A 19519-nucleotide genomic window follows, 5' to 3' on the forward strand; every position below is an offset into this window, starting at 1 on the left:
CGGTGATGGCCGTGCACGCGCGGGTTCCCGGCCAGGCCGCGCGCGCGGGCGCGCCGCTCGCCGCGCCGCAACTGCCGATGCCGCGCCAGCTCAGCGTCTACGACGGCCTGCCCTCGAACCGGATCAACGCGCTGGCCGAGGATCGGCAGGGCTACCTGTGGATCGCGACCCGCGACGGCCTGGCGCGCTACGACGGCGTCGGGTTCCGCGTCTGGCGGGTGGGCGACGGATTGCGCGACAACCACGTCTGGACGGTGTTCGTCGACGACCGCGACCGGGTCTGGATCGGCACCCAGAACGCCGGCCTGTCGATGCTGGACGCGCAGCGCCGCGGGTTCACCCACTTCGACCGCAGCTCGCATCCGCAGATCGCGAGCAACGACGTCTGGTCCCTGGCGCAGACGCGCGACGGCGCGATCTGGTTCGGCACCTCGGATGGCGGCCTGCACCGGCTCGACGACGACGGCATCGTCACCCGGTTCGCGCCCGGCGACGATCCCCGCAGCCTGCCGTCGCAGGCGGTGACCTGGCTGCGCGTGGATGGGGATGGACACCTGTGGGTGGGCTCCTACCAGGGGCTGGCGCGCTGGACCGGCGACGGCTTCGACCGGATGCTGCAGGACGTGCGCCCGAGCTCCGCGGTGAACGGGCTGGTGCTCGACGACGCCGGCGACCTGTGGATCGGCACCTCCGGTGCGGCCTATGTGTATCGCGCCGCAAGCGGCAGGATCGACCCCGCCCCCTGGCGCGATCCGGTGCAGGGCGAGCCCGTGCTGGCGATGCTGGTCCAGGACCGCCAGGGCGCGCATTGGCTCGACACCCGCAGCGGCCTGGCCATCGAACGCGACGGCGTGGTCCAGGACGTCCCGCTGTACAGCAACACCAGCCGCGGTCTGGTGCGGCCCACCTGGTCGGCCGCACTGGAGGATCGCGAAGGTGGCCTGTGGTTCGCCAGTTCCGAGACCGGGCTGTGGCACCTGCCGGCGAACTGGCGCAATTTCACCGTGTTGCGGCGCGACCTGGACGATCCGGCCTCGCCCGGCAACGCCTTCGTCTACAGCGCTTCGCCCGCACTCGATGGCGGCCTGTGGCTGGTCGGCACCGGCGGCGTACTCGACTGGCTGGATCCGCAGACCGCGCGGATCGAGCACCGGCTCTCGGGCGTGTGCGGCGACCTGCTGCCGTACGTGGCGCGCGAAATGCGCGACCGGAGCGTCTGGATCGGCTGCCCGGCCTCGTTCACGCGGTTCGTGCCCGCCACGGGCGAGGTCCAGCGCTGGAGGCACGGGGATGCGGTCGACCCGACCACGGCGCTGAGCGTGACCGAACTGGCGGAGGAGCCCGATGGCTCCGTCTGGCTCGGCGCCACCGACGAGCTGCAACTTCGCGCACCCGACGGACGCCTGCTCCGCGTGGTGCGGGCCGGTGGTCCGGAGGGCTTCCCGGTCAACAACGCGCTGCAGCAGATGTCGCACGGGCCCGACGGCGCCCTGTGGCTGGCCACCAGCGCCGGGGTGCTGATGTGGAACGCCGGCGAGGGCCGCTTCCAGCCCGTCCCGGGGGGGCCGGAGTGGCAGGTCTTCGCGTTCGGCTTCGCTCCCGACGCCAGGGTGTGGATCGCGGGCAATGGCGTGCTCATGTCCTACCACTGGACCGGCGCGGAGCTGGTGGCCGAGCGGACCGTCGACGCGCGCCAGGGCATGCCCGCGGTGGCTCCCGGCGCGCTGATCCCCGATGAGCTCGGCGTGGTGTGGATGACCACGCCACGCGGTCTGGTGCGCTACGACCCGGCGCGCGACCGCCTGCGTCTTTACAGCGTGCTCGATGGCCTGCCCAGCCAGCAATTCAGCGATCTCCAGTTCCAGCCGTCCGCCCGCGGCTATATCGGTGCCGGCACCGCCGACGGCCTGCTTCTGTTCCATCCGCGCCACGTGCAGGTGGGCGCGGGGGAGCGCACGCCGACGCTGTCGATCGAGTCGGTGAGCGTGCGCCGGGGCGAGGATCGGCTGGAGCTTTCGACCACCGAAGACAACGTTCTGCGTCATGACGACCGTGACCTGCGCGTGGCCGCGCGGCTGCTCTCGTTCACCGATGCGCATGCCCACCGCTATCGCTTCCGGCTGGCGGACTACGACCCGGACTGGGTCGAGGTGGACGCGGTGGGCGAGCGCCTGTTCCCCAGCCTGCGCCACGGCCACTACATGCTGGAGGTGCAGGCGCGCACCGCGGACGAGGACTGGACGCCGGCGATCGAACTGCGGTTCAAGGTGCAGGAACCCTGGTGGCGCACGCCCTGGGCGAAGGTCGGATGGGTGGTGGGCGCGCTGCTGCTGCTGGCGTTGCTCGCCGGACAGTACCGGGCCCGGCTCAAGCGTCGACACGCCTGGCAACTGGCCGAGGAGAAACGCGAACTGGCCGAGCAGGCATCGCTGGCCAAGACCCGGTTCCTCGCCACGCTCGGCCACGAAGTGCGCACGCCGATGACCGGGGTGCTGGGCATGAGCGAACTGCTCGCCAGCACCGACCTCGACGCGCGCCAGCGCGGCCACGTCGAATCGATCCGGCGTGCCGGCGAGCACCTGCTGCGCCTGGTCAACGACGCGCTGGACCTGGCGAGGATCGAGGCCGACCGGCTGGAACTCGACGAACAGCCGTTCGACCTGCATGCGCTGATCCGCGAAACCGTCGAGTTCTGCCGGCCGCTGGCGCAGCAGCGCGGCCTCGCCTTCGACAGCACCATCGCCGACGGGGTGCCGCGCTGGGTGCTGGGTGATGTCGGGCGCGTGCGCCAGATCCTGCTCAACCTGCTCGGCAACGCGGTCAAGTTCACCGAGCGCGGCAGCGTGACCCTGAAGGCCGAGCCGCGACGTGCCGCCGGTGTCTGCCTGACGGTGCGCGATACCGGGCCCGGGCTCAACGAGGAGCAGAAACAGCGCTTGTTCCGCCGCTTCGAGCAGGCCGAGGGCGCGCGCACCACCGCCCGCTATGGCGGCAGCGGCCTGGGGCTGGCGATCTCGCAGGAACTCGCTGCCGCGATGGGCGGGCGCATCGACATCGACAGCACGCCGGGGGTAGGCACCAGCTTTCTGGTCGAACTGCCGCTGCAGGCCGTACGTGCACCGGCAGGCGCCGGCATCGAGCGCCTCGCGCGTGCCGATCGCCTGTCGCTGCTGCTGGTGGAGGACGATGCCACGATCGCCGAGGTGGTGGCGGGACTGCTGGAGGGCCAGGGCCATCGCGTCGTCCACGTCGCGCACGGCCTGGCGGCGTTGTCGGAGATCGCGGCGCAGTCGTTCGATGCCGCGCTGCTCGACCTCGACCTGCCCGGGATCGACGGCCTGACGCTGGCCCAGCTGATGCGGCAGAAGGGATTCTCGCAGCCGCTGATCGCGGTGACCGCGCGCGCCGACGGCGAGGCCGAGGCCGCGACCCAGCAGGCGGGATTCGACGCCTTCGTGCGCAAGCCGGTGACCGGCGCGATGCTGGCCGAAGCGCTCGCTTCCGCATTGCCGGCGGCGGGAACGGACTTCCAGGATTCGCGTGGTTGATTCCGAAAGGGTCGGGGAACCGAAAGCGACCGGACGTGGTGCTCCACGGCATCGACCTGGAGTGGAAAGCGACACTCGTCGCCTGGCCTCACTATCGGCAACGCCTGTGAGTGGACGAATGCCGGGAGAAGGGAATGCCAGGAACTGATGCCGCGTCTCCGGGGACTGTCGCGGCTTATGTTGTCGCGACCCTGCTGCTTGCTATGATCCTCAGACCAGCGTAGGGGCCGGGCGGGGGGCAAGGATGAAGCGATGGGGACTGGCCGGCGTTGCGCTGGCCGTGGTGGTGTTGCTGGTGCTCGTCGCCCAGATTGGCCGGAGCACCGGACAAGCGGATTCGGCCGAAGACGGTAGGGCAGAATCCGCTGTGGCAGCGTCGGGCGCCGCCTCGGCCACGGCCGGCAGCGATCGGCGGCGCAGAGCGGGCCCGCGACAGGTCGCAGTGATCCAGCTCCCGACAATGCGGGCACAGGACCCACAGCCGCTGCAGTTGACACGGGCCGTGCTCGAACAGGCCTGGCTGGACGGCAACCTCGAGGTGCGCCTGCCCGACGGCGATCGCTATGTGGTGGCGCTCGAAAGCGAACAAGTCGATCCGGGCGGCCTTTGGACCGTTGTGGGCCGTGTGCAAACCCGTCTGGGCGCCCAGGCGATGGTCATGACGGTCGGCCCCGAGGCCGTTTTCGGCGTCCTGCCGCAGCCGGATGGCTCGCTGCTGCAGGTCACGACAACGCGTGGGCGCACCGGGATCGTTGCCGCCGGAGGCCTGCTGCCGCCCGGAAGTAAGCGCTCGCTTGCCAGCGATCCGGACTATCTGCTGCCCGACGTCGGCCGGGCACGGAACGTGGCCAGCGATTCGACTCGCGTCCTGGATGCTGTGCGAACCAAGTCGTCGTCCATCATTCACATCGTGGTTCTGGGTCTTTACACGAGCGACCTGGTCGAGCTGCGCGGCAGCATCTCCGCCGCGGAAACCGAGGTCACGAACCTGTTCGCCACCGCCAACCAGTCCCACATCGACAGCGGGACACGCGTACGGCTGGTGTTGGCAGCGTTGCGCCAGATCGACATCGACCCTTCCATGGACAACAGCCAAGTCCTCTACGCGGTCACCGACGACACTGTCGCGGGCGTCGACCTGGCGAGGCTGCGCGACCAGATGGCGGCCGACCTGCTGGCCGTGGTGCGCCCCTATCGAGATGCGCATGGAAGTTGCGGTATCGCCTGGCTGAACGGCGCTGGGCGTGCGCCGCAGTACGTCTCGGATCGTTACGGTGTATCGGTCAGCAACGTCGCTCCCTGCGGGCCGCATGTGCTGGCCCACGAGATCGGGCACAACATGGGATCGGCGCACGACCGCGAGACCCAGTCGATCAACGGCTACCTCGAGTTCGGGGCGTTCCAGTACTCCTTCGGACACCGTCAGAACGGGCCGTCGGCCTTCGCCACGATCATGGCCTATTCCCACGGAGAGCCGTGGCTCGGATATTTTTCCAATCCCGACTCCACGGTGTGCGGCGCACAATGCGGCGTCGAGAACCGCGCGGACAACGTCCGCAGTTTCGACGCCTTCGCACCCGTGGTCGCAGCGTTCCGGGGGCCGCCGGGTACATTGTCGATCGAGGATGCGGAAGCCTACGAACCGGATCCCGGGAGCCGCAGTGTTCTGCTGTTCCGCGTGAGGCTGTCCGGGCCGGCGCCAGTCGGCGGCGTGCAGTTCGACGCGGTAGTGTACGGAGGAACCGCCAGGGAGGGCACGGATTACTCCGTGGGTACGACGAACGTGGGCATCGTGATCCCCGAGGGCGACCGTGAGGCGAATGTCGTGTTCGAGATCATCGGTGACGACGCCAGGGAACCGGACGAAACCATCCTGCTGCGGCTGGCGAACGTCGTCGGTGCCGCGGTGCACGATGGCGAAGCCGTTGGCCGTATCCTCAACGATGATCCCCGACCGACGGTATCCGGACGCATCCTGTTCGACCATGGCGTGCCCGTGCCGCAGTCCCCGTTCTGGATGACCGTAAGCGGTGCGTCGAACGGGTACGAGAGCGTCGAGGTCGCGCTGTCGCCACCTGACTTCGCCTATGAAGTGCCGCTGGTGAAGGGATCGAGCCTGACGTTCAGCATCAGGCCGCCGCCGCCCTTCGCTATCCTCCCTTTCACCATCGATGAGATCGAATCCTCGCGGGTACACGACATCCCGCTACGCAAGGGCTTGCGCATTTCGGGCGCGGTCAAGCTTCCGGATGGGCAGCCTGCCCTCACGGCCCCGTTGACCCTGGACATCCGGGCCTCGATCGATGGTGTCTACCAGTACCAGCCGTACCCGCAGCTCGAACCACCGGATTTCCGCTATACCCACTGGGTCGTTCCAGGCGCATGGCTGTACATGGAGGTGGTACCGCCGGCGCCCTACGAGCGTTTCTTCGCTGTGCACAGTTATGTCGACTCTGATCTCGTGCAGGACATCGCGCTGTCGACACGTCCAAGCCTCGTGATCTGGGGAGGCGGCAAGTACCGGGAAAGTCCGTACGGCACGAGCATCTCGCTCCAGCTCGTCATCCAGTTGTCGGCGCCCGCGCCCACGGGTGGCGTTCGCCTGCGCTACCGCACCGTGGCCGGCACGGCCACGGCGGGCAGCGACTACACCCACATCGACGGCATCATGGAGATACCGGAAGGTGCAACCTTCGGCTATACCGACACGATCGAGTGCTTCAGCGACAGTGAGCCCGAGGGCGACGAAGAGTTCCATGTCGTCCTCAGCGAAATCACCGGCGCGAATCCCGTGGTGACACGCGCGCGAGTGGTGCTGCAGGACGCACCCACCCTCCGACAAATGAGCACGCCATTGCCGCCGCGCAGGAAACGGTAGGCATGCCGCCGGACGAATGAGGATTCGGCGGGAGCTGGATCCGGAGGTCTGATCCCGGCTCGCCCGAGTCGGGTCCATTGCCGCAGGCCGTTACTCTCGCCTGGATCGCGGATCGCGGATCGCGGATCGCGGCAGAGCATTGCCTGCCGGAAAGCCCCCTCTCCGGGAGCTCCCGAGCTCTGAATCAGACCTCGCGGGGGATGCCCGCGCGGCAGCCGAAGCCATGGCCACCAGACCAGCGGATTCGGTTGAGTCGCTGGGTCCGGGCGACCCTCAGCGCGCGCTGTAGCCGTGCACCTCGTCGACCAGCACCGCGACGTGGTCCGGGTTCATGTCGGGCGACATGCCGTGGCCGAGGTTGAATACGTGGCCCTCGCGCGAACCGTCGTTGCCGTCGCGGTAGCTGTCGAGCGCGCGGCGCACTTCGTGGCGGATGGCGTCGGCCGAGCCGTACAGCGTGGCCGGGTCGAGGTTGCCCTGGAGGGCGACCTTGCCCTGCGTGCGCCGCGCCGCTTCGCCCAGCTCGACCAGCCAGTCGACGCCGACGCCTTCGGCGCCGGAGTCCGCGAGTTCGGATAGATACGCGGCATTGCCCTTGCCGAACAGGATCAGTGGCGTGCGTTGGGCACCATCGCCACGCTCCAGCTCGTGCGCAATGCGTTGCAGGTAGGGTAGTGAGAACTCGCGGTACATCGCAGGCGACAGCACGCCGCCCCAGGTGTCGAATACCTGCAGCGCCTGCGCACCCGCCGCACGCTGCGCGGCGAGGTACGCGATCACGGCGTCGGTGTTCACCGCCAGCAGCCTGTGCAGGGTGGCCGGATCGTTGAGCGCCATCGCCTTGATGCGCGCGAAGTCCTTGCTGCCGCCGCCTTCGACCATGTAGCAGGCCAGCGTCCACGGACTGCCGGAGAAGCCGATCAGCGGCACCGAACCGCCCAGTTCGCGGCGGATCACGCGCACTGCGTCCATCACGTAGCGCAGCTCTGTTTCCATGTCCGGCACGCCCAGCCTCTCGGCATCGGCGGCGCTGCGCACGGTGCGCTCGAACTTCGGGCCTTCGCCTTCGACGAAGTACAGCCCCAGGCCCATCGCGTCGGGAATGGTGAGGATGTCGGAGAACAGGATCGCGGCATCGAGGTCGAACCGACGCAGCGGCTGCAGGGTCACTTCGCAGGCGATGTCGGGATTCTTCGCCATGCCGAGGAAACTGCCGGCAGCCTTGCGCGTGGCGCGGTACTCGGGCAGGTAGCGGCCGGCCTGGCGCATCAGCCAGACGGGCGTGCGGTCCACGGGCTCGTGGCGCAGGGCGCGCAGGAAACGGTCGTTCTTCAGGGGGCTGGTCATGGGGTTCCGTGTCCGGTCATCGGTCCGGACGAAGGTGATGGGCTGCGATTCCGCACGAAGCGGGGAATCCGGCCATGGGTCCGGGACGGACGGGCAAGAAGCGGATTGCTCACTGCGTTCGGAGTGACATGGGGTCGGACTGGCATGGGGCTTCGATGGGCGTCCGGCGGCGGGAGGGGAGACTCACTTCGGCGCGCTCGTGCCTTCGGCGTACATCAGCTGGAAGCCACGCTTGAGCTGGGCATCCCGCGCCTGTTCGAGTGCGGCCAGCGCGCCAGCGTGGTCCATGAACAGTTCGCGCCGCAGGGTGCTGCGGCCGCCGGTCTGGCCGGTTTCGCGCAGCAGGGTCCAGCCGCCGAGCAGGTCGGGCTGCAGCGTCAGCTGCACGAAGCGCGGGGCTTCGCGGCCGTCGGGGCGTTGTTGCAGGAGCAGGCGCATGGGCCGGGCATTGTACGTCGCGGCTGTCCGGACGCCGCGGCGGTGCCGGTCGCCGCCGGGTTGGACGGCGCGGCGCGGGCGAAGCCGTACCGGGCCGGCGACCGGTCCGCTCAGCCGCGCAGCACCTCACGCACGGCGTTCTCGGGCACGTCGGCAAGCACGCGTGCGCGGCCGGCGCCGTCCCAGACGATGAAGCGCAGGCCGCCGGACTGCGCCTTCTTGTCCAGGCGCATGTGCGCGATCAATGCGTCCGCGTCCAGGCCCGGCGGCGGGTCCACCGGCAGCCCCAGGCGCTGAAGCAGGCTGCGTAGCCGCGCCGTGTCGGCCGGGGAGGCCAGCCCCAGGCGTTCGGACAACCGCGCCGCCTGCACCATGCCCACCGCGACCGCCTCGCCGTGGACCAGGCCGCCGTAGCCCTGCTCGGTTTCGATCGCGTGGCCGAAGGTATGGCCGAAGTTGAGCAGGGCGCGCTCGCCGTGCTCGAACGGGTCGCGCTCGACGATCGCGGCCTTGTGCGCGCAGCTGCGGGCGATCGCCTCGGCCAGGGCGTCGTCGTCGCCGGCCAGCAGCGCATCGGCCTGCGCCTCCAGCCAGTCGAGGAACGGCGCATCGACGATCGCGCCGTACTTCACCACCTCGGCCAGCCCCGCGCGCAGTTCGCGCGGCGGCAGCGTGCGCAGGGTGGCGGTGTCGGCCAGCACCGCGCGCGGCGGGTGGAAGGCGCCCACCAGGTTCTTGCCCTGCGGCAGGTCGACCGCGGTCTTGCCGCCGACCGAAGAGTCGACCATCGCCAGCAGCGTGGTCGGCAACTGCACGCAGTCGATGCCGCGCATCCATGCGGCCGCGGCGAAGCCGGCGAGATCGCCGACCACGCCGCCGCCGAGCGCGTACACGGTGGCATCGCGGCGCATGCCGGCATCGGCGATCGCCGTGATCGCGCGGCCGAACCCGTCCAGCGTCTTCGAGGCCTCGCCCGCCGGAAGCGTCCAGTGCCCGATGCGCAGGCCGGGACGTGCGCCCGACAACGCATCGACCACGCGGCGCATGTACAGCGGCGCGACGCTGTCGTCGCTGATCACGAACGCATCGCGGCCGCGCAGGGTCGCCGCCAGCCGCTCGCCATCCTCGAGCAGCCCGGGGCCGATGCTGATGTGGTAGGGGTGGGCGCCGCCCACGGCGACCGTGCGGTCGTGGCTCATGCGGGGTGTTCCTGGAGATCGGGGTGGGCGTCGCGCGTCCACTGCGCTTCGAGCAGGCGTGCCAGTTGCGCGGCGGCCTGTGGCGGAAACAGCGTGTCGGTGTCGAAGCACAGGTCGGCGACTTCGGCGTACAGCGGCGCGCGCAGTTCCGACAGGCGTCGCAGCACCTGCTCGCGATCGTCGCCGGCGAGCAGCGGACGGCTGCGGTCGCGCGCTAGCCGTTCCAGCTGCCGCGCCAGGCTCACCTGCAGGTGCACGACGAACCCGCGCACGCGCATCCGCTGGCGGCTGCCGGCGTCGAGCACCGCGCCGCCGCCGGTCGCGATCACCAGCCCTTCGCGTTGCAGCAGGGCCTCGAGCGTGGCCGCCTCGCGCGCGCGGAAGCCCGCTTCGCCCTCCAGTTCGAAGATGGTGGCGACGCTCGCGCCGGTGCGCGTCTCGATCTCGCGGTCGGCATCGACGAACACCAGACCGAAACGCCCGGCGATGCGCTTGCCGATCGACGACTTGCCGGCGCCCATCGGTCCGACCAGCACGAGGTTGGGGGCGGGATTCATCCACAGAATCCTAGCAGGCCGCGTCGCCTGGCCGCCGCGTTCACGCCGCCGGGCGCAGGGTGTGGGGTCCGGCAATGTCGCCGGCAGCAGCAGGGAGGTCCGCCATGGCCGTCGCCAAGATCATCGAGATCAATTCCTCGTCCGCCACCAGCATCGAGGACGCGGTCCGGTCCGGGCTGAAGAAGTCCGCCGAAACCGTCAAGAACATCCAGGGCGCGTGGATCAACGAAACCAAGGTCGTCACCGACGAGGACGGCAACATCACCGAGTGGCGGGTGAACATGCGCGTGACCTTCGTGGTGGATTGACCGCGCGACTACTCGGCGGCGGCATGGTCGTCTTCGGACAGTAGCGCCTGCAACTGCCCGATGTCGGCTGCGTCTTCGCTGCCGAGCGCGACCAGCGCCGGCACCGCCTCGGCGAGCAGCGCGCGTCCGGCGTCGGCGTCGCCCGACTGCAGGAGCAGGCGCCCACGCAGCGCGCGCAGGCGCTGTTCCCAGCCGGGGGTGGAATCCGCGGCGGTGAGCGAGGCGACGTTGAGCCCGTCGACCATGCGCAGTCCTTCGGCGTAGCGTCCTTCGTCGGCAAGCGCCTTGGCCAGCGCATAGCGGAAGCTGTGCGCGGCGACATTGTCCTCGCCGTAGCGCTCGCGCAGCCCGCGCTCGGCCTGGCGCAGGTAGTCCAGGCCGGCCTCGCGCTCGCCGCAGTCGTACTCCTTGAAGCCGAGGTTGCCGGTCTCGATCAGCGTGGCCTGGCGTTCCGCGCCGTAGCGCGCGGCCATGCGCCCGCGCACGATCCGCGCGATCGCCAGCGCCCGGGTGCAGTCCCCGGCATAGTCGTGGATGCTGGCGACGGTGGAGAGCTGCACCAGGGTGGAATAGTCGTCCGGGCCGAGGATGCGTTCGGTGGTCGCGGCGGCGGCTTGTGCCAGCGGCAGCGCCTCGTCGTAGCGGCCGAGGTTGCGCAGCGCGCGCGCCAGCATGATGCGCTGGCCCGCGGCCTTGCCCTCGCCGATGCGGCGGGCGTCGAACAGCGGATCGGCCAGCATCGCGCGCAACTGGGCGATGGCGCCGGTGAGGTCGCCCTGGCGCAGCGCGCTGTCGGCGAGGCTCTCGCGGATCGCGACCGCGGTCAGCGCGTCGTCCGGGCGCAGCAGGCGCTGCAGCCGGTCGGCGCGACGATAGGCCCGGAGCGCGGGCTCGATCTGCAGTTGCTGGAAGTGGAAGACGCCGCGCGCATAGGTCGCTTCCAGTGCCAGTTCGTCGTCTGCATCGAGCCGCTGCCCGGCGGCGGCGTCGGTTTCGGCGAGCAGCCTGCCGGCTTCGTCGATGTGCTGCGGCGTATTGGAGTAGGCGAGCGTGCGCACCAGGGCGTAGCGCGTCCGCAGGGTCAGCGCATCCGATGCGCCGAACGCCCTCGCGTAATGGCGCTCGGCATCGCGCAGGTGGCCGATGCTGCGTTCGCGGTCGCCCAGCGTGCGCCAGGCCTGGCCCAGCGCGGCGTGCACGCCGCCACGCGTGGCCGGATCGTCCGGAAACCGCTCGGCGACCTGGGTCGAGGCCAGTTCCAGGACTTCGCGCATGCTCGGGTCGCGTTCGAAACCGCTGCCGCCGGGGCTGAGCGCGCCGAGCAGGTCGTCGCTCAGGAAATTCGCCACCGCTTCGGCGCGCGCGGCCTGCATGGTCGCGGCTTCGCGCAGGCGTTCGCTGCGATACCACAGCAGCGAGCTGGCGAGCAGGCCGATACTGAGCACGGCGATGGTGGCCACGATCCATGGCCGCCGCGCGTGCGTCCGCTCGAGCGCGCGGCGTGCGTTGCGGGCGCCTTCCGCGGCGTCGGCCCGGCGCGCCGCGTCCTCGCGACGGCGGGGCAGGGAGGCCAGCCGGTCGATCAGTTCGGCCACGCTGCCCAGCCGCCGCGCGGGGTCGCCGTCGGTGGCGCGGGTGATGTCCTCGACCAGCAGCGGGTCGTCGATGTCGCGCTCCCAGCCCGGCGCCATCGGCCGGCGCAGGTCGCCGACCAGAAGCTGGTAGAGCAGGATGCCGAGCGCGTAGAGATCGCTGCGCACGGTCGGCGGCTGGCCCGCGACCAGTTCCGGGGCGAGATACAGCGGGGTCCCGGAACCGTCGCCGGGGAGCGCGCCGGTCAGGGTGAGGCCGAGGCCGGTGATGCCCAGCTCGGCCAGCCGTTCGGGTTGCAGCAGGCGGCTGTTGCCGAAGTCGGTGAGGCAGGCCTGCCAGCGCCCGTCCTGGCGGTGGCGGACCAGCACGTTGGCCGGCTTGATGTCCTTGTGTAGCACCCCGACGCCGTGCGCGGCGTCCACCGCCGCCGCGACCTGCAGGAAGAATTCGAGGCGTTGCGGCGCCGGCCATCCGGCGAGCACGTCGTGGTTGTCCGCCCATTCGGGGAGCGACTCGCCGCCGTACTCGCATTCGAGGAAGCAGGGTTCGGACTCGAAGTTCCAGTCCAGCACGCGGACGAAGTCCTCGCGCTCGCCCAGGGTGTCGCGCAGCACGCGCATCAGCGTGGCCTCGCGCTTGATCGCCGCCAGCCGCTCGCCGCCCAGGCTGAACTTGAACACCCGGGACTCGCGGCTGCGCGGGTGCCGCGCCAGCCAGACCTCGCTGCCGAGGGTCTGCCCGAGCGCGCGCTCGAGCAGGAAGTGCTCGCGGCCGGGCACCGGCTGGCCCGGCTCCAGCTTCAGTTCGCTGCCGCGGCGCTGGCCGACCGCGATGCGTTCGAGCGGACCGTCGAAGCGGTAGCCGATCCGGGGCACGGTGGCGATCCGGCCTTCGCCGCCGGCGTCCAGCGCCTTGCGCAGCTTGCCGATCGCGGTCGCGAGCACGTGGTCCACGGTGACGCGGCCGGCCCAGACCGTTTCGAACAGTTCTTCCTTGGTCACCACCTCGCCGGCGTGTCGCAGCAGCATGGCGAGCACCTGCAGCGGCTTGTGCTCGATCTCGACCGGCAGTCCGGAGACGCGCAGTTCGTGGCGCGCCTCGTCGAATTCCACCGCGCCGAAGCGCCAGCGATAGACGCGGGTGTCGCGCTGCGGGAGATCCGGCGGCATGTCGCGATGATAGCGAGCGCGGGCGACGCGGGGCGCGATATGCGGCCGGCGCGGGGGCGTGGATGGCTGGCTTGAAGGTTTCTTGAACGCGGCGCGAGGACTTGTCGCGTCGCGCCGCGCAGTCTCCACGCATCTTGCGGCGGGAGATCCTGGATGCGCAGCGACACCACCGGCCGGATCGGCGCGTTCGCGGCAGCGGCCCTGGCCTGCGCGCTGGCCGGGCCGCCCGCGATCGCCGCGGGCCCGGCGCCGGATGCCGACGCCGGCCCGGGCACGGTCCTGGGCGAATGGGTCGGCACCTACGTCTGCGCGCAGGGGCTGACCGGCCTGACCCTGAGCATCGCCGAGGCCACGCCGACCAGCGCACGGGCGCTGTTCCATTTCTACGCCGATCCGCGCAACCCGAAGGTGCCGACCGGCTGCTTCGCCATGGACGGCGACTACGATCCGGGCAGCGGCCGGCTGCGGCTTCGCGGCGGGGAATGGCGGCTGCGGCCCGGCGGCTACCAGGTGGTGAACTTCGACGGCCATGTCGATGCGCAGGGCCGCCGCTTCAGCGGCAAGGTCGGCGGCGCCGCGGCCTGCAAGCTGTTCGACCTCGGTCGCAGGCCCTCGCCGGCGCCCGCAAGGGCGGAGTGCGCGATCGCCATGCCGGCGGCGCAGCCCGGACTGGTCGATGCCGGTGGCATCGGCGCGGCGCTCGCCGCGGACGGACGGATCGATCTCGACATCCTGTTCGACTTCGGCCAGGCCACGCTGCGTGCCGACGGCATCCGCCAGCTCGACGAACTGGGCCGGAGCCTGCAGTCGCCCGCGTTGTCGCAGCGCCGGGTCGGCCTGCACGGGCACACCGACGCGGTCGGTGGCGCGGACGCGAACCGCGCGTTGTCCGAACGCCGCGCGCAGGCCGTGCGCGACTACCTGGTCGCGCGTTTCGCGATTCGGTCTGGACGCCTCGACGTGCGCGGCCACGGCGAGGATCGCCTGAAGCGGCCCGATGCGCCGGAAGATCCGGCCAACCGGCGGGTCGAGGTGCTGCTGCTGGATTGAATGCGTTGCAGGGACGGGCCTGGGGCTCGTGGACATCAACCGGCCCGGATCGGAACGCTCCGGCCACGCGATGGGAGAGAAGGGATGGACGATATGCGCCCGCAATGGGGATTGTGCCTGGCCATCGCGGTCTCGCTCGTGCTCGCCGCCTGCGGCGGCACGCGGGAAGGCGACGCGGAATCCGGCGACGAACCGGCCGCCGCAGGCGGCGACGCGGCTCCCGCCGCCGCGGACGGCAGTGCCGCGCTGCGCTGTCCGCCCAAGGTCCGCGCGGAGCTGTCGGGCCCCGACATCATCGGCATCAGGATCGGCATGAGCGCCGACGAGGCCTTGGCCACGACGCGCTGCGCACTCGGCGAGGACGCGGACGTCAAGGCCGGCGACCGCTGGCTCGAGCGTGTCGAGACCCATGGCGTCGAACTGGGCACGCAGACCTTCACCGTGCGCAAGGGCGAGCACCGCCCCTGCAACTTCCAGCGCGAGTGGCAGGAGTGCGAGGGTGGCCTGAAATGGGAGCACGTCGACGAGATCGTCACCGTCGCCACGCCTGGGGCGCCGGGGAAGGAGACCGCGCTGGGCGTGTGGCGCACGCAGACGTTCCGCGAGGGCGCGATGCCGCCGGTGCAGGCGTTGCTCGATGCGCTGGCGTCCAAGTACGGCCCACCGCAGATCACGGAAACTTCCGACAAGCCGCGCGGCTACGCCGCGGGCCATCGCGACCTCGAGTGGGTCTTCGACCGGGCCGGCCATCCGCTGGCCGAGGCCAACCCGATGTTCTCCCGTTGCCGCGGCGCCGTGCATGCGTACAAGGGCAACACCAGTGCCCGCTGGAACGACGGCTGCGGGTTGAACATCCGCGCGCGGGTGCTGCCCAGCGGAAACAACCCGGGGCTGGCGATGGAACTGGGCAGCGCGATGCTGCACCAGGGCGAGTTGTTCGCGCAGGTCGAGGCGATGCAGGCCGAACTGCAGCAACTGGGCCAGGCGCGCCGCGAGTCGGAAGTGCAGCAGGCACAGGAGGCCGGCGATGTCCGTCTCTGAATGCGCGCGACGCGCGCCCTGCGCGATCCTCGCCGCGGTGCTGCTGGCGCTGGCGGCCTGCGGTGGCGGCGACCGGTCTGGTGGCGACGGCGACACCTCTCCGACGCGGTCCGTTGCCGATGCAGGTGCGCGGGCCGCGCCGGCTTCGGACCAGGACCACGCTGGCGCTTCCGTCGCGCCGCCATCCGCCCGCACCCCGGCGGCGCCCGCGGCCGCCAGCGGGTTCGGCAGCCGCGAACTGGCCCATCCCGAGGACCTGCAGATGCTGCTGCTCGGCTACCGGCTGCAGGGCCGTGAGCCGCCGCTCGCCGAATGGGCGGCCGCGCAATACGCGGTGGTCAGGGCGAACGAATTCGAGCGCGGCAAGGTGCGCGAGCAGGAACAGGCGCGCCTGCAGGCGGTCTACGACGGCACCGAGGGCGTCGGTCTGCTGCGCCTGAACGTGCGGGCGAACCTCAGCGAGTACGACGCGTCGCGCGGCGGCTACTACCTCGACGCCTTCACCCCCGGCAGCGTGTTCCGGTTCTCCGCGCGCGCGGCGCCTCCGCCGTTCCGGGAGGAGACGGTGAGCCTGCGCATCGACAATCCCGGCGAGCTGAACTTCTGGCCGCTGGATCCGTCCGCCGCGCAGGAGGTCCTGGCCAGGAACAACGGCCAGCGCAACGTCGCACTGGACAGCCGGTTGCGCATCACCGGCATCCGTCGCCGCAGCACCGAGGCGGAACTGACGGCGACCCTGCTGGGGTACGCGATCGTCAGCAGCCGGTACGGCCAGCCGGGGATGCTGGGTGAGCGTCGATTCGATGACCCGGACCGGGAGTGACGACGATGAAGACCAGGACCTGGCTGGCATCGATCCTGCTGCTCGCACTCGCCGGCTGCGGCGGCGGGCTGGCCGGCACGTTCGAGGACGAGATGGGCCTGAGCGCCTACACCTTCGAGCGCGGCGGGCGGGTGGTGCAGTCGACCGCGCTCGCCGGGGTGGAACTGGAGCTTCGCTACGAGGTCGACGGCGACCGGGTGCGGATCATGCATCCCGAAGCCGCGGGCGCGGCACTGGTGCTCACCCGGATCGACGACGACACGCTGTCGGGGCCGATGGGCCTGCGTTTCGTGCGCAAGGATTGAGGCGGGGGCGGTCGCGCGGCGCCGCGCCGCTGTCCGCCCACACCGGATGCGATCCGTCGCCTCGCAGCGACGTTTCGCCGACAAGACACCAACAGGAGAGAGATCATGCGCGACCTGCTCCACTTCGATTCGATGATCACCCCGAAGATCATCACCTTCATCTACTGGATGCTGCTCGCCGCCGCGGCGGTCGGCGGACTGGTGCTGTTGTCCAAGGGGTTCGGGGTGATGAAGTACTCGGGGTTCGCCGGCTTCGGCATGATCGTCGCCGCGCCGATCCTGGCCGTGCTGCTGGCGGTGCTGGCGCGCATCTACTGCGAGGTCATGATCGTGCTGTTCAAGATCAACGAGGCCTTGCAGCACATCCGCAACAAGTGACCCGCGTCGACGAGGCGCAGGTACCGGTTCGCCAGGGCGGGTGTCCTGCCAGGACGCCTCTGGACGCTGCCGCATCCGAAGGAGACCGACGCATGAAGACCACGATCACCACAGCCATAGCACCACTGGCGCTGCTGCTGGCCGGCTGCCAGCCCGGTCCCGCGGGCGCGGCGACGGACGGCACGGCGCCGCCGGAAGTCGCACCCGAGGTAGTGGATGAACTGCCGCTGGACCGTGGCTACTACGTGCGCAGCGATGAATCCTGCCGCGACGCATCGGCCGCGGGCGTGCAATTGCTGCGTCGCGCGGGCCTGCAATGGGTGACCTCGCACTGCCTGTTCGACCGCATCGAGCGGATCGATGCCACGACCTACCGGGTGACGCAGTCGTGCGGCGATCACCATGGTGCCGCGCCGGCTGCCGCGGTCTACGAGATCCCCGACCGCACCTCGTTCTCGTTCGTCGACGACCAGGGCTGGGAGCACGCTGCGCGCCTGTGCCCGCAACCGGAGATGCCGGAGCCCTGGCGCAGCGAGGACATCGGCGAACTGATCGATTGACGCGGGCACGAAGCAAGCTGGCGCGTGCCCGCAAGGGCGGGCAACGGATCGGAAACCGCGGTCGGTTCGTGCAGCCGTTGCGCCCCACACGATCCTCCGGTGGCGGTGACATGCAGAGGAGATGCCTGGTGCCGGTCCGTGCGGCGATCCCCGCGTGCCATGAGGAGAGAAGGATATGTGCTCACGCTCAACGCCGACGAGACGCCCAGGCGGCCGACCGTGGACGTCTACGATCTCGACTACCAGGGCGGGCCGACGCTGCCGGAACGGTATCGCCCGTACCTCGTCGCCTCGCCCTTCCTCGGGTGCCGTTGAGCGGGCCGATCCCGCAGGAGCGCCTTCGGGCACGACCATCGGCCCGGGCTCACGACGTTCCCGGGCGCCGGGCGGGTCGCGCCTGAAAGGCGCTCCTACGGTGGCGTCGATGCGCTGGCGGCGAGTGGCTTGCGCGCGGCATCGAGCGCGACCACGACGTCCGCGATCTCGGGCAGGGTGCACAGGGCATGGCGACTGACGCGCTCGTAGTGCTGCACGAACCGCTCGAGCTGCGGGCGCGACATGCCCGGGCGCGACGGCTCGCGCGCCTGCAGCGCCCGCTCCTGCTGCCAGCGCCATTCGGGGACGATGTCGAAGCCCGGCGGCTGCAGGAACAGCAGCCGGTCCACGCGCCGCCACAGCGCCGGGTAGTCGCGGGCGAGGGCGTCGTTGCAGAACCGTCGCCAGCCGCCATCGGGGTCCTCTTCGCGTTCCAGTGCGTTGACCGGCGCGCGCAGCGCGTCGGCGTCCTGCGCCGGCACGCCGAGGCACCAGCCCTCGAACACGACCAGATCGACGCCGGCCGCCTCCCGCCACCGCGTGCGCGGCAGGCGGCGGTCGCGGAGCTTGTCGAACGCGGGCAGCGCCACGGAGTCGCCGTTGCGCAGCGCATCCAGGGTCGCCCCGGCAAGCGCCACTTCGTGCGTGCCCGGCGGACCGCGCGTGGCGAGAAGCGGATGCACCCGACACGCAAGCTGCAGACGCGCCGGCAGGTCGAGGTAGAAGTCGTCGAGCGAGAGGCCGACCACCCGCAGCCCGCGCACGGCGGCCGCGGCCACCAGTTGCGTCGCCAGGGTCGACTTGCCGCTGCCCTGGGGGCCGGACAGGCCGAACACGCGTGCGTCGTGCGCCAGCGCGTCGTCGAGCACGCGGGCGACGAAGGCCTGGCCGAAGCCGTCCGGCGGAGCGGGATGCGCGGCGCGGGGCATCGCGCCACAATAGCGCAATGGACTGCGCAGACCTCCAGGCCGAAGCCCTGGCCACGTTCGACACCCTGTTCGCCGAAGCGCTGGCCGCGGGCGAGCCCGACCGCACCGCGATGACGGTCGCCACCGCGTCGCCGGATGGGCGACCGTCGGCGCGCACGGTGCTGCTCAAGCAGCACGACGCGCGCGGTTTCGTGTTCTACACCCATCTCGACGGGCGCAAGGGCCGCGAACTGCAGGTCAACCCGCAGGCCGCGCTGCTGTTCCACTGGCCGCGCGTGCGCAACGGAGTGCAGGTGCGGATCGAGGGCGGGGTGGCCACGGTGCCGGACGAGGAGGCCGACGCCTATTTCGCCTCGCGTCCGCGCGTCAGCCAGCTCGGGGCGTGGGCGTCGCGGCAGTCGGAGACGCTGGCCTCGCGCGAGGCCTTCGACGCCCGCATGGAGGAACTCGAACGCGAGTTCGCCGGTCGCGAGGTCCCGCGCCCGGCGCGCTGGACCGGGCTGCGGGTGCGTCCGGACCGGATCGAGTTCTGGTACGGCGCCGAATTCCGCCTGCACGAGCGCTGGCTGTACGAGTTCGACTGCACGGGCCAGTGCAGCAAGCGGATGCTGTATCCGTGACCACCGGGACGGGCTTCGCCGTGCGTCCGGTCGATCCGGTCGGGGATGCCGCCGACTGGGGGCGAATGCGCCTGGCGCTGTGGCCCGACGAGGCCGGCGTCGATTCGCCGGAGGAAATGCGGGCGGCGCTGCAGCCCGTCGCCGACAGCTGCGTGCTGCTGGCGGTCGCGACGGGTGGCGAGGCCGTCGGTTTCGCCGAGGCGCGGCGTCGCGTCGACTACGTCAACGGCACCGACTCCTCGCCGGTGGGATTCCTTGAAGGCTGGTACGTGGTGCCGGCCTGGCGCGGTCGAGGCGTGGGACGTGCGCTGGTCGCCGGCGTCGAAGCGTGGACACGCGCCATCGGCTGCCGCGAGCTGGCGTCCGACGCACTGCTCGACAATGCGCCGTCCCACGCTGCGCACGTGGGTTGCGGGTTCGAGGAGACCGAACGCGTGGTCTACTTCCGCAAGCGGCTCTAG

At 70.8% G+C, this 19519-nt stretch carries 18 protein-coding genes; 12 read left to right on the forward strand and 6 right to left on the reverse strand.

The genetic code is table 11. The features are described from left to right. Window positions 1-5 precede the first annotated feature (5 nt). Window positions 6-3548 (forward strand): sensor histidine kinase, encoded by a 3543-nt coding sequence (locus JMO03_RS14110; protein ID WP_202844319.1) that lies wholly within the window; start codon window positions 6-8, stop codon window positions 3546-3548. Window positions 3549-3792: 244 nt separating this feature from the next. Further along, window positions 3793-6426: a reprolysin-like metallopeptidase gene (locus JMO03_RS14115; RefSeq protein WP_202844321.1), complete on the forward strand. Its 2634-nt coding sequence runs from the start codon at window positions 3793-3795 to the stop codon at window positions 6424-6426. A gap of 273 nt (window positions 6427-6699) precedes the next feature. Here JMO03_RS14115 and hemE read toward each other — a convergent pair whose 3' ends face one another. The 4 genes from hemE to JMO03_RS14135 form a co-directional block, all read right to left on the reverse strand. Continuing rightward, window positions 6700-7773 carry a uroporphyrinogen decarboxylase gene (gene hemE, locus JMO03_RS14120; RefSeq protein WP_202844322.1) on the reverse strand — a complete coding sequence of 358 codons (1074 nt, stop codon included), beginning with the start codon at window positions 7771-7773 and terminating at the stop codon, window positions 6700-6702. 183 nt (window positions 7774-7956) lie between these two features. Then, window positions 7957-8211: a WGR domain-containing protein gene (locus JMO03_RS14125; protein ID WP_202844323.1), complete on the reverse strand. Its 255-nt coding sequence runs from the start codon at window positions 8209-8211 to the stop codon at window positions 7957-7959. Window positions 8212-8321: 110 nt separating this feature from the next. Continuing rightward, the gene (gene aroB / locus JMO03_RS14130; RefSeq protein WP_202844324.1) at window positions 8322-9410 is read right to left on the reverse strand and encodes a 3-dehydroquinate synthase; all 1089 of its coding nucleotides are present in this window, start codon (window positions 9408-9410) and stop codon (window positions 8322-8324) included. Next, window positions 9407-9967, reverse strand: a complete 561-nt coding sequence (locus JMO03_RS14135) for a shikimate kinase (protein ID WP_202844325.1) — start codon at window positions 9965-9967, stop codon at window positions 9407-9409. The genes aroB and JMO03_RS14135 overlap by 4 nt, the downstream gene beginning before the upstream one ends. A 104-nt stretch (window positions 9968-10071) precedes the next feature. On the opposite strand from JMO03_RS14135, the gene JMO03_RS14140 reads away from it, so the two are divergent. After that, complete coding sequence (locus JMO03_RS14140) at window positions 10072-10275, forward strand: dodecin family protein (RefSeq protein WP_202844326.1); 204 nt, start codon at window positions 10072-10074, stop codon at window positions 10273-10275. A gap of 8 nt (window positions 10276-10283) precedes the next feature. Here the strand turns inward: JMO03_RS14140 and JMO03_RS14145 are convergent, their stop codons facing one another. Further along, entirely contained in the window at window positions 10284-13037 is a 2754-nt protein-coding gene (locus tag JMO03_RS14145; protein WP_202844331.1) for a protein kinase domain-containing protein, read from the reverse strand. Window positions 13038-13190: 153 nt separating this feature from the next. Between JMO03_RS14145 and JMO03_RS14150 the strand changes: the two genes are divergently transcribed. The 7 genes from JMO03_RS14150 to JMO03_RS14180 all read left to right on the forward strand — a co-directional run bounded on the left by JMO03_RS14150 (window position 13191) and on the right by JMO03_RS14180 (window position 17509). Further along, entirely contained in the window at window positions 13191-14087 is an 897-nt protein-coding gene (locus JMO03_RS14150) for an OmpA family protein (protein ID WP_202844332.1), read from the forward strand. A gap of 84 nt (window positions 14088-14171) precedes the next feature. Beyond that, window positions 14172-15128, forward strand: coding sequence for a hypothetical protein (locus JMO03_RS14155; protein ID WP_202844333.1), 957 nt, complete (start codon window positions 14172-14174; stop codon window positions 15126-15128). Further along, window positions 15115-15951 carry a hypothetical protein gene (locus tag JMO03_RS14160; protein ID WP_202844334.1) on the forward strand — a complete coding sequence of 279 codons (837 nt, stop codon included), beginning with the start codon at window positions 15115-15117 and terminating at the stop codon, window positions 15949-15951. The genes JMO03_RS14155 and JMO03_RS14160 overlap by 14 nt, the downstream gene beginning before the upstream one ends. A gap of 5 nt (window positions 15952-15956) precedes the next feature. After that, complete coding sequence (locus tag JMO03_RS14165; protein ID WP_202844335.1) at window positions 15957-16256, forward strand: hypothetical protein; 300 nt, start codon at window positions 15957-15959, stop codon at window positions 16254-16256. Window positions 16257-16361: 105 nt separating this feature from the next. After that, complete coding sequence (locus JMO03_RS14170) at window positions 16362-16634, forward strand: DUF4282 domain-containing protein (RefSeq protein ID WP_202844338.1); 273 nt, start codon at window positions 16362-16364, stop codon at window positions 16632-16634. Between the two features lie 92 nt (window positions 16635-16726). Then, the gene (locus JMO03_RS14175; protein WP_202844340.1) at window positions 16727-17194 is read left to right on the forward strand and encodes a hypothetical protein; all 468 of its coding nucleotides are present in this window, start codon (window positions 16727-16729) and stop codon (window positions 17192-17194) included. A gap of 159 nt (window positions 17195-17353) precedes the next feature. Next, entirely contained in the window at window positions 17354-17509 is a 156-nt protein-coding gene (locus JMO03_RS14180; protein WP_202844344.1) for a hypothetical protein, read from the forward strand. A 95-nt stretch (window positions 17510-17604) separates the two neighbouring features. Here JMO03_RS14180 and JMO03_RS14185 read toward each other — a convergent pair whose 3' ends face one another. After that, entirely contained in the window at window positions 17605-18438 is an 834-nt protein-coding gene (locus JMO03_RS14185) for a kinase (protein ID WP_202844345.1), read from the reverse strand. A 17-nt stretch (window positions 18439-18455) separates the two neighbouring features. On the opposite strand from JMO03_RS14185, the gene pdxH reads away from it, so the two are divergent. Both pdxH and aac(6') read left to right on the forward strand, forming a co-directional pair. Further along, the gene (gene pdxH, locus JMO03_RS14190) at window positions 18456-19058 is read left to right on the forward strand and encodes a pyridoxamine 5'-phosphate oxidase (RefSeq protein WP_202844346.1); all 603 of its coding nucleotides are present in this window, start codon (window positions 18456-18458) and stop codon (window positions 19056-19058) included. Next, entirely contained in the window at window positions 19055-19519 is a 465-nt protein-coding gene (aac(6'), locus tag JMO03_RS14195) for an aminoglycoside 6'-N-acetyltransferase (protein WP_425491854.1), read from the forward strand. Before pdxH ends, aac(6') begins: the two co-directional genes overlap by 4 nt.

The sequence above is a fragment of the Luteimonas saliphila genome (genome assembly GCF_016774335.1).
Classification (GTDB): domain Bacteria; phylum Pseudomonadota; class Gammaproteobacteria; order Xanthomonadales; family Xanthomonadaceae; genus Luteimonas; species Luteimonas saliphila.

Bases quoted from the DNA above. Each gene is read 5' to 3' on its own strand.
- JMO03_RS14175 (WP_202844340.1), top strand. From the start codon at position 16,727: ATGAAGACCACGATCACCACAGCCATAGCACCACTGGCGCTGCTGCTG.
- pdxH (WP_202844346.1), top strand. From the start codon at position 18,456: ATGGACTGCGCAGACCTCCAGGCCGAAGCCCTGGCCACGTTCGACACC.
- JMO03_RS14150 (WP_202844332.1), top strand. From the start codon at position 13,191: ATGCGCAGCGACACCACCGGCCGGATCGGCGCGTTCGCGGCAGCGGCC.
- JMO03_RS14170 (WP_202844338.1), top strand. From the start codon at position 16,362: ATGCGCGACCTGCTCCACTTCGATTCGATGATCACCCCGAAGATCATC.
- JMO03_RS14160 (WP_202844334.1), top strand. From the start codon at position 15,115: ATGTCCGTCTCTGAATGCGCGCGACGCGCGCCCTGCGCGATCCTCGCC.
- JMO03_RS14185 (WP_202844345.1), bottom strand. From the start codon at position 18,438: ATGCCCCGCGCCGCGCATCCCGCTCCGCCGGACGGCTTCGGCCAGGCC.
- JMO03_RS14115 (WP_202844321.1), top strand. From the start codon at position 3,793: ATGAAGCGATGGGGACTGGCCGGCGTTGCGCTGGCCGTGGTGGTGTTG.
- JMO03_RS14135 (WP_202844325.1), bottom strand. From the start codon at position 9,967: ATGAATCCCGCCCCCAACCTCGTGCTGGTCGGACCGATGGGCGCCGGC.
- JMO03_RS14125 (WP_202844323.1), bottom strand. From the start codon at position 8,211: ATGCGCCTGCTCCTGCAACAACGCCCCGACGGCCGCGAAGCCCCGCGC.
- JMO03_RS14145 (WP_202844331.1), bottom strand. From the start codon at position 13,037: ATGCCGCCGGATCTCCCGCAGCGCGACACCCGCGTCTATCGCTGGCGC.
- JMO03_RS14180 (WP_202844344.1), top strand. From the start codon at position 17,354: ATGAGGAGAGAAGGATATGTGCTCACGCTCAACGCCGACGAGACGCCC.
- JMO03_RS14165 (WP_202844335.1), top strand. From the start codon at position 15,957: ATGAAGACCAGGACCTGGCTGGCATCGATCCTGCTGCTCGCACTCGCC.
- JMO03_RS14110 (WP_202844319.1), top strand. From the start codon at position 6: ATGGCCGTGCACGCGCGGGTTCCCGGCCAGGCCGCGCGCGCGGGCGCG.
- aroB (WP_202844324.1), bottom strand. From the start codon at position 9,410: ATGAGCCACGACCGCACGGTCGCCGTGGGCGGCGCCCACCCCTACCAC.
- JMO03_RS14155 (WP_202844333.1), top strand. From the start codon at position 14,172: ATGGACGATATGCGCCCGCAATGGGGATTGTGCCTGGCCATCGCGGTC.
- JMO03_RS14140 (WP_202844326.1), top strand. From the start codon at position 10,072: ATGGCCGTCGCCAAGATCATCGAGATCAATTCCTCGTCCGCCACCAGC.
- hemE (WP_202844322.1), bottom strand. From the start codon at position 7,773: ATGACCAGCCCCCTGAAGAACGACCGTTTCCTGCGCGCCCTGCGCCAC.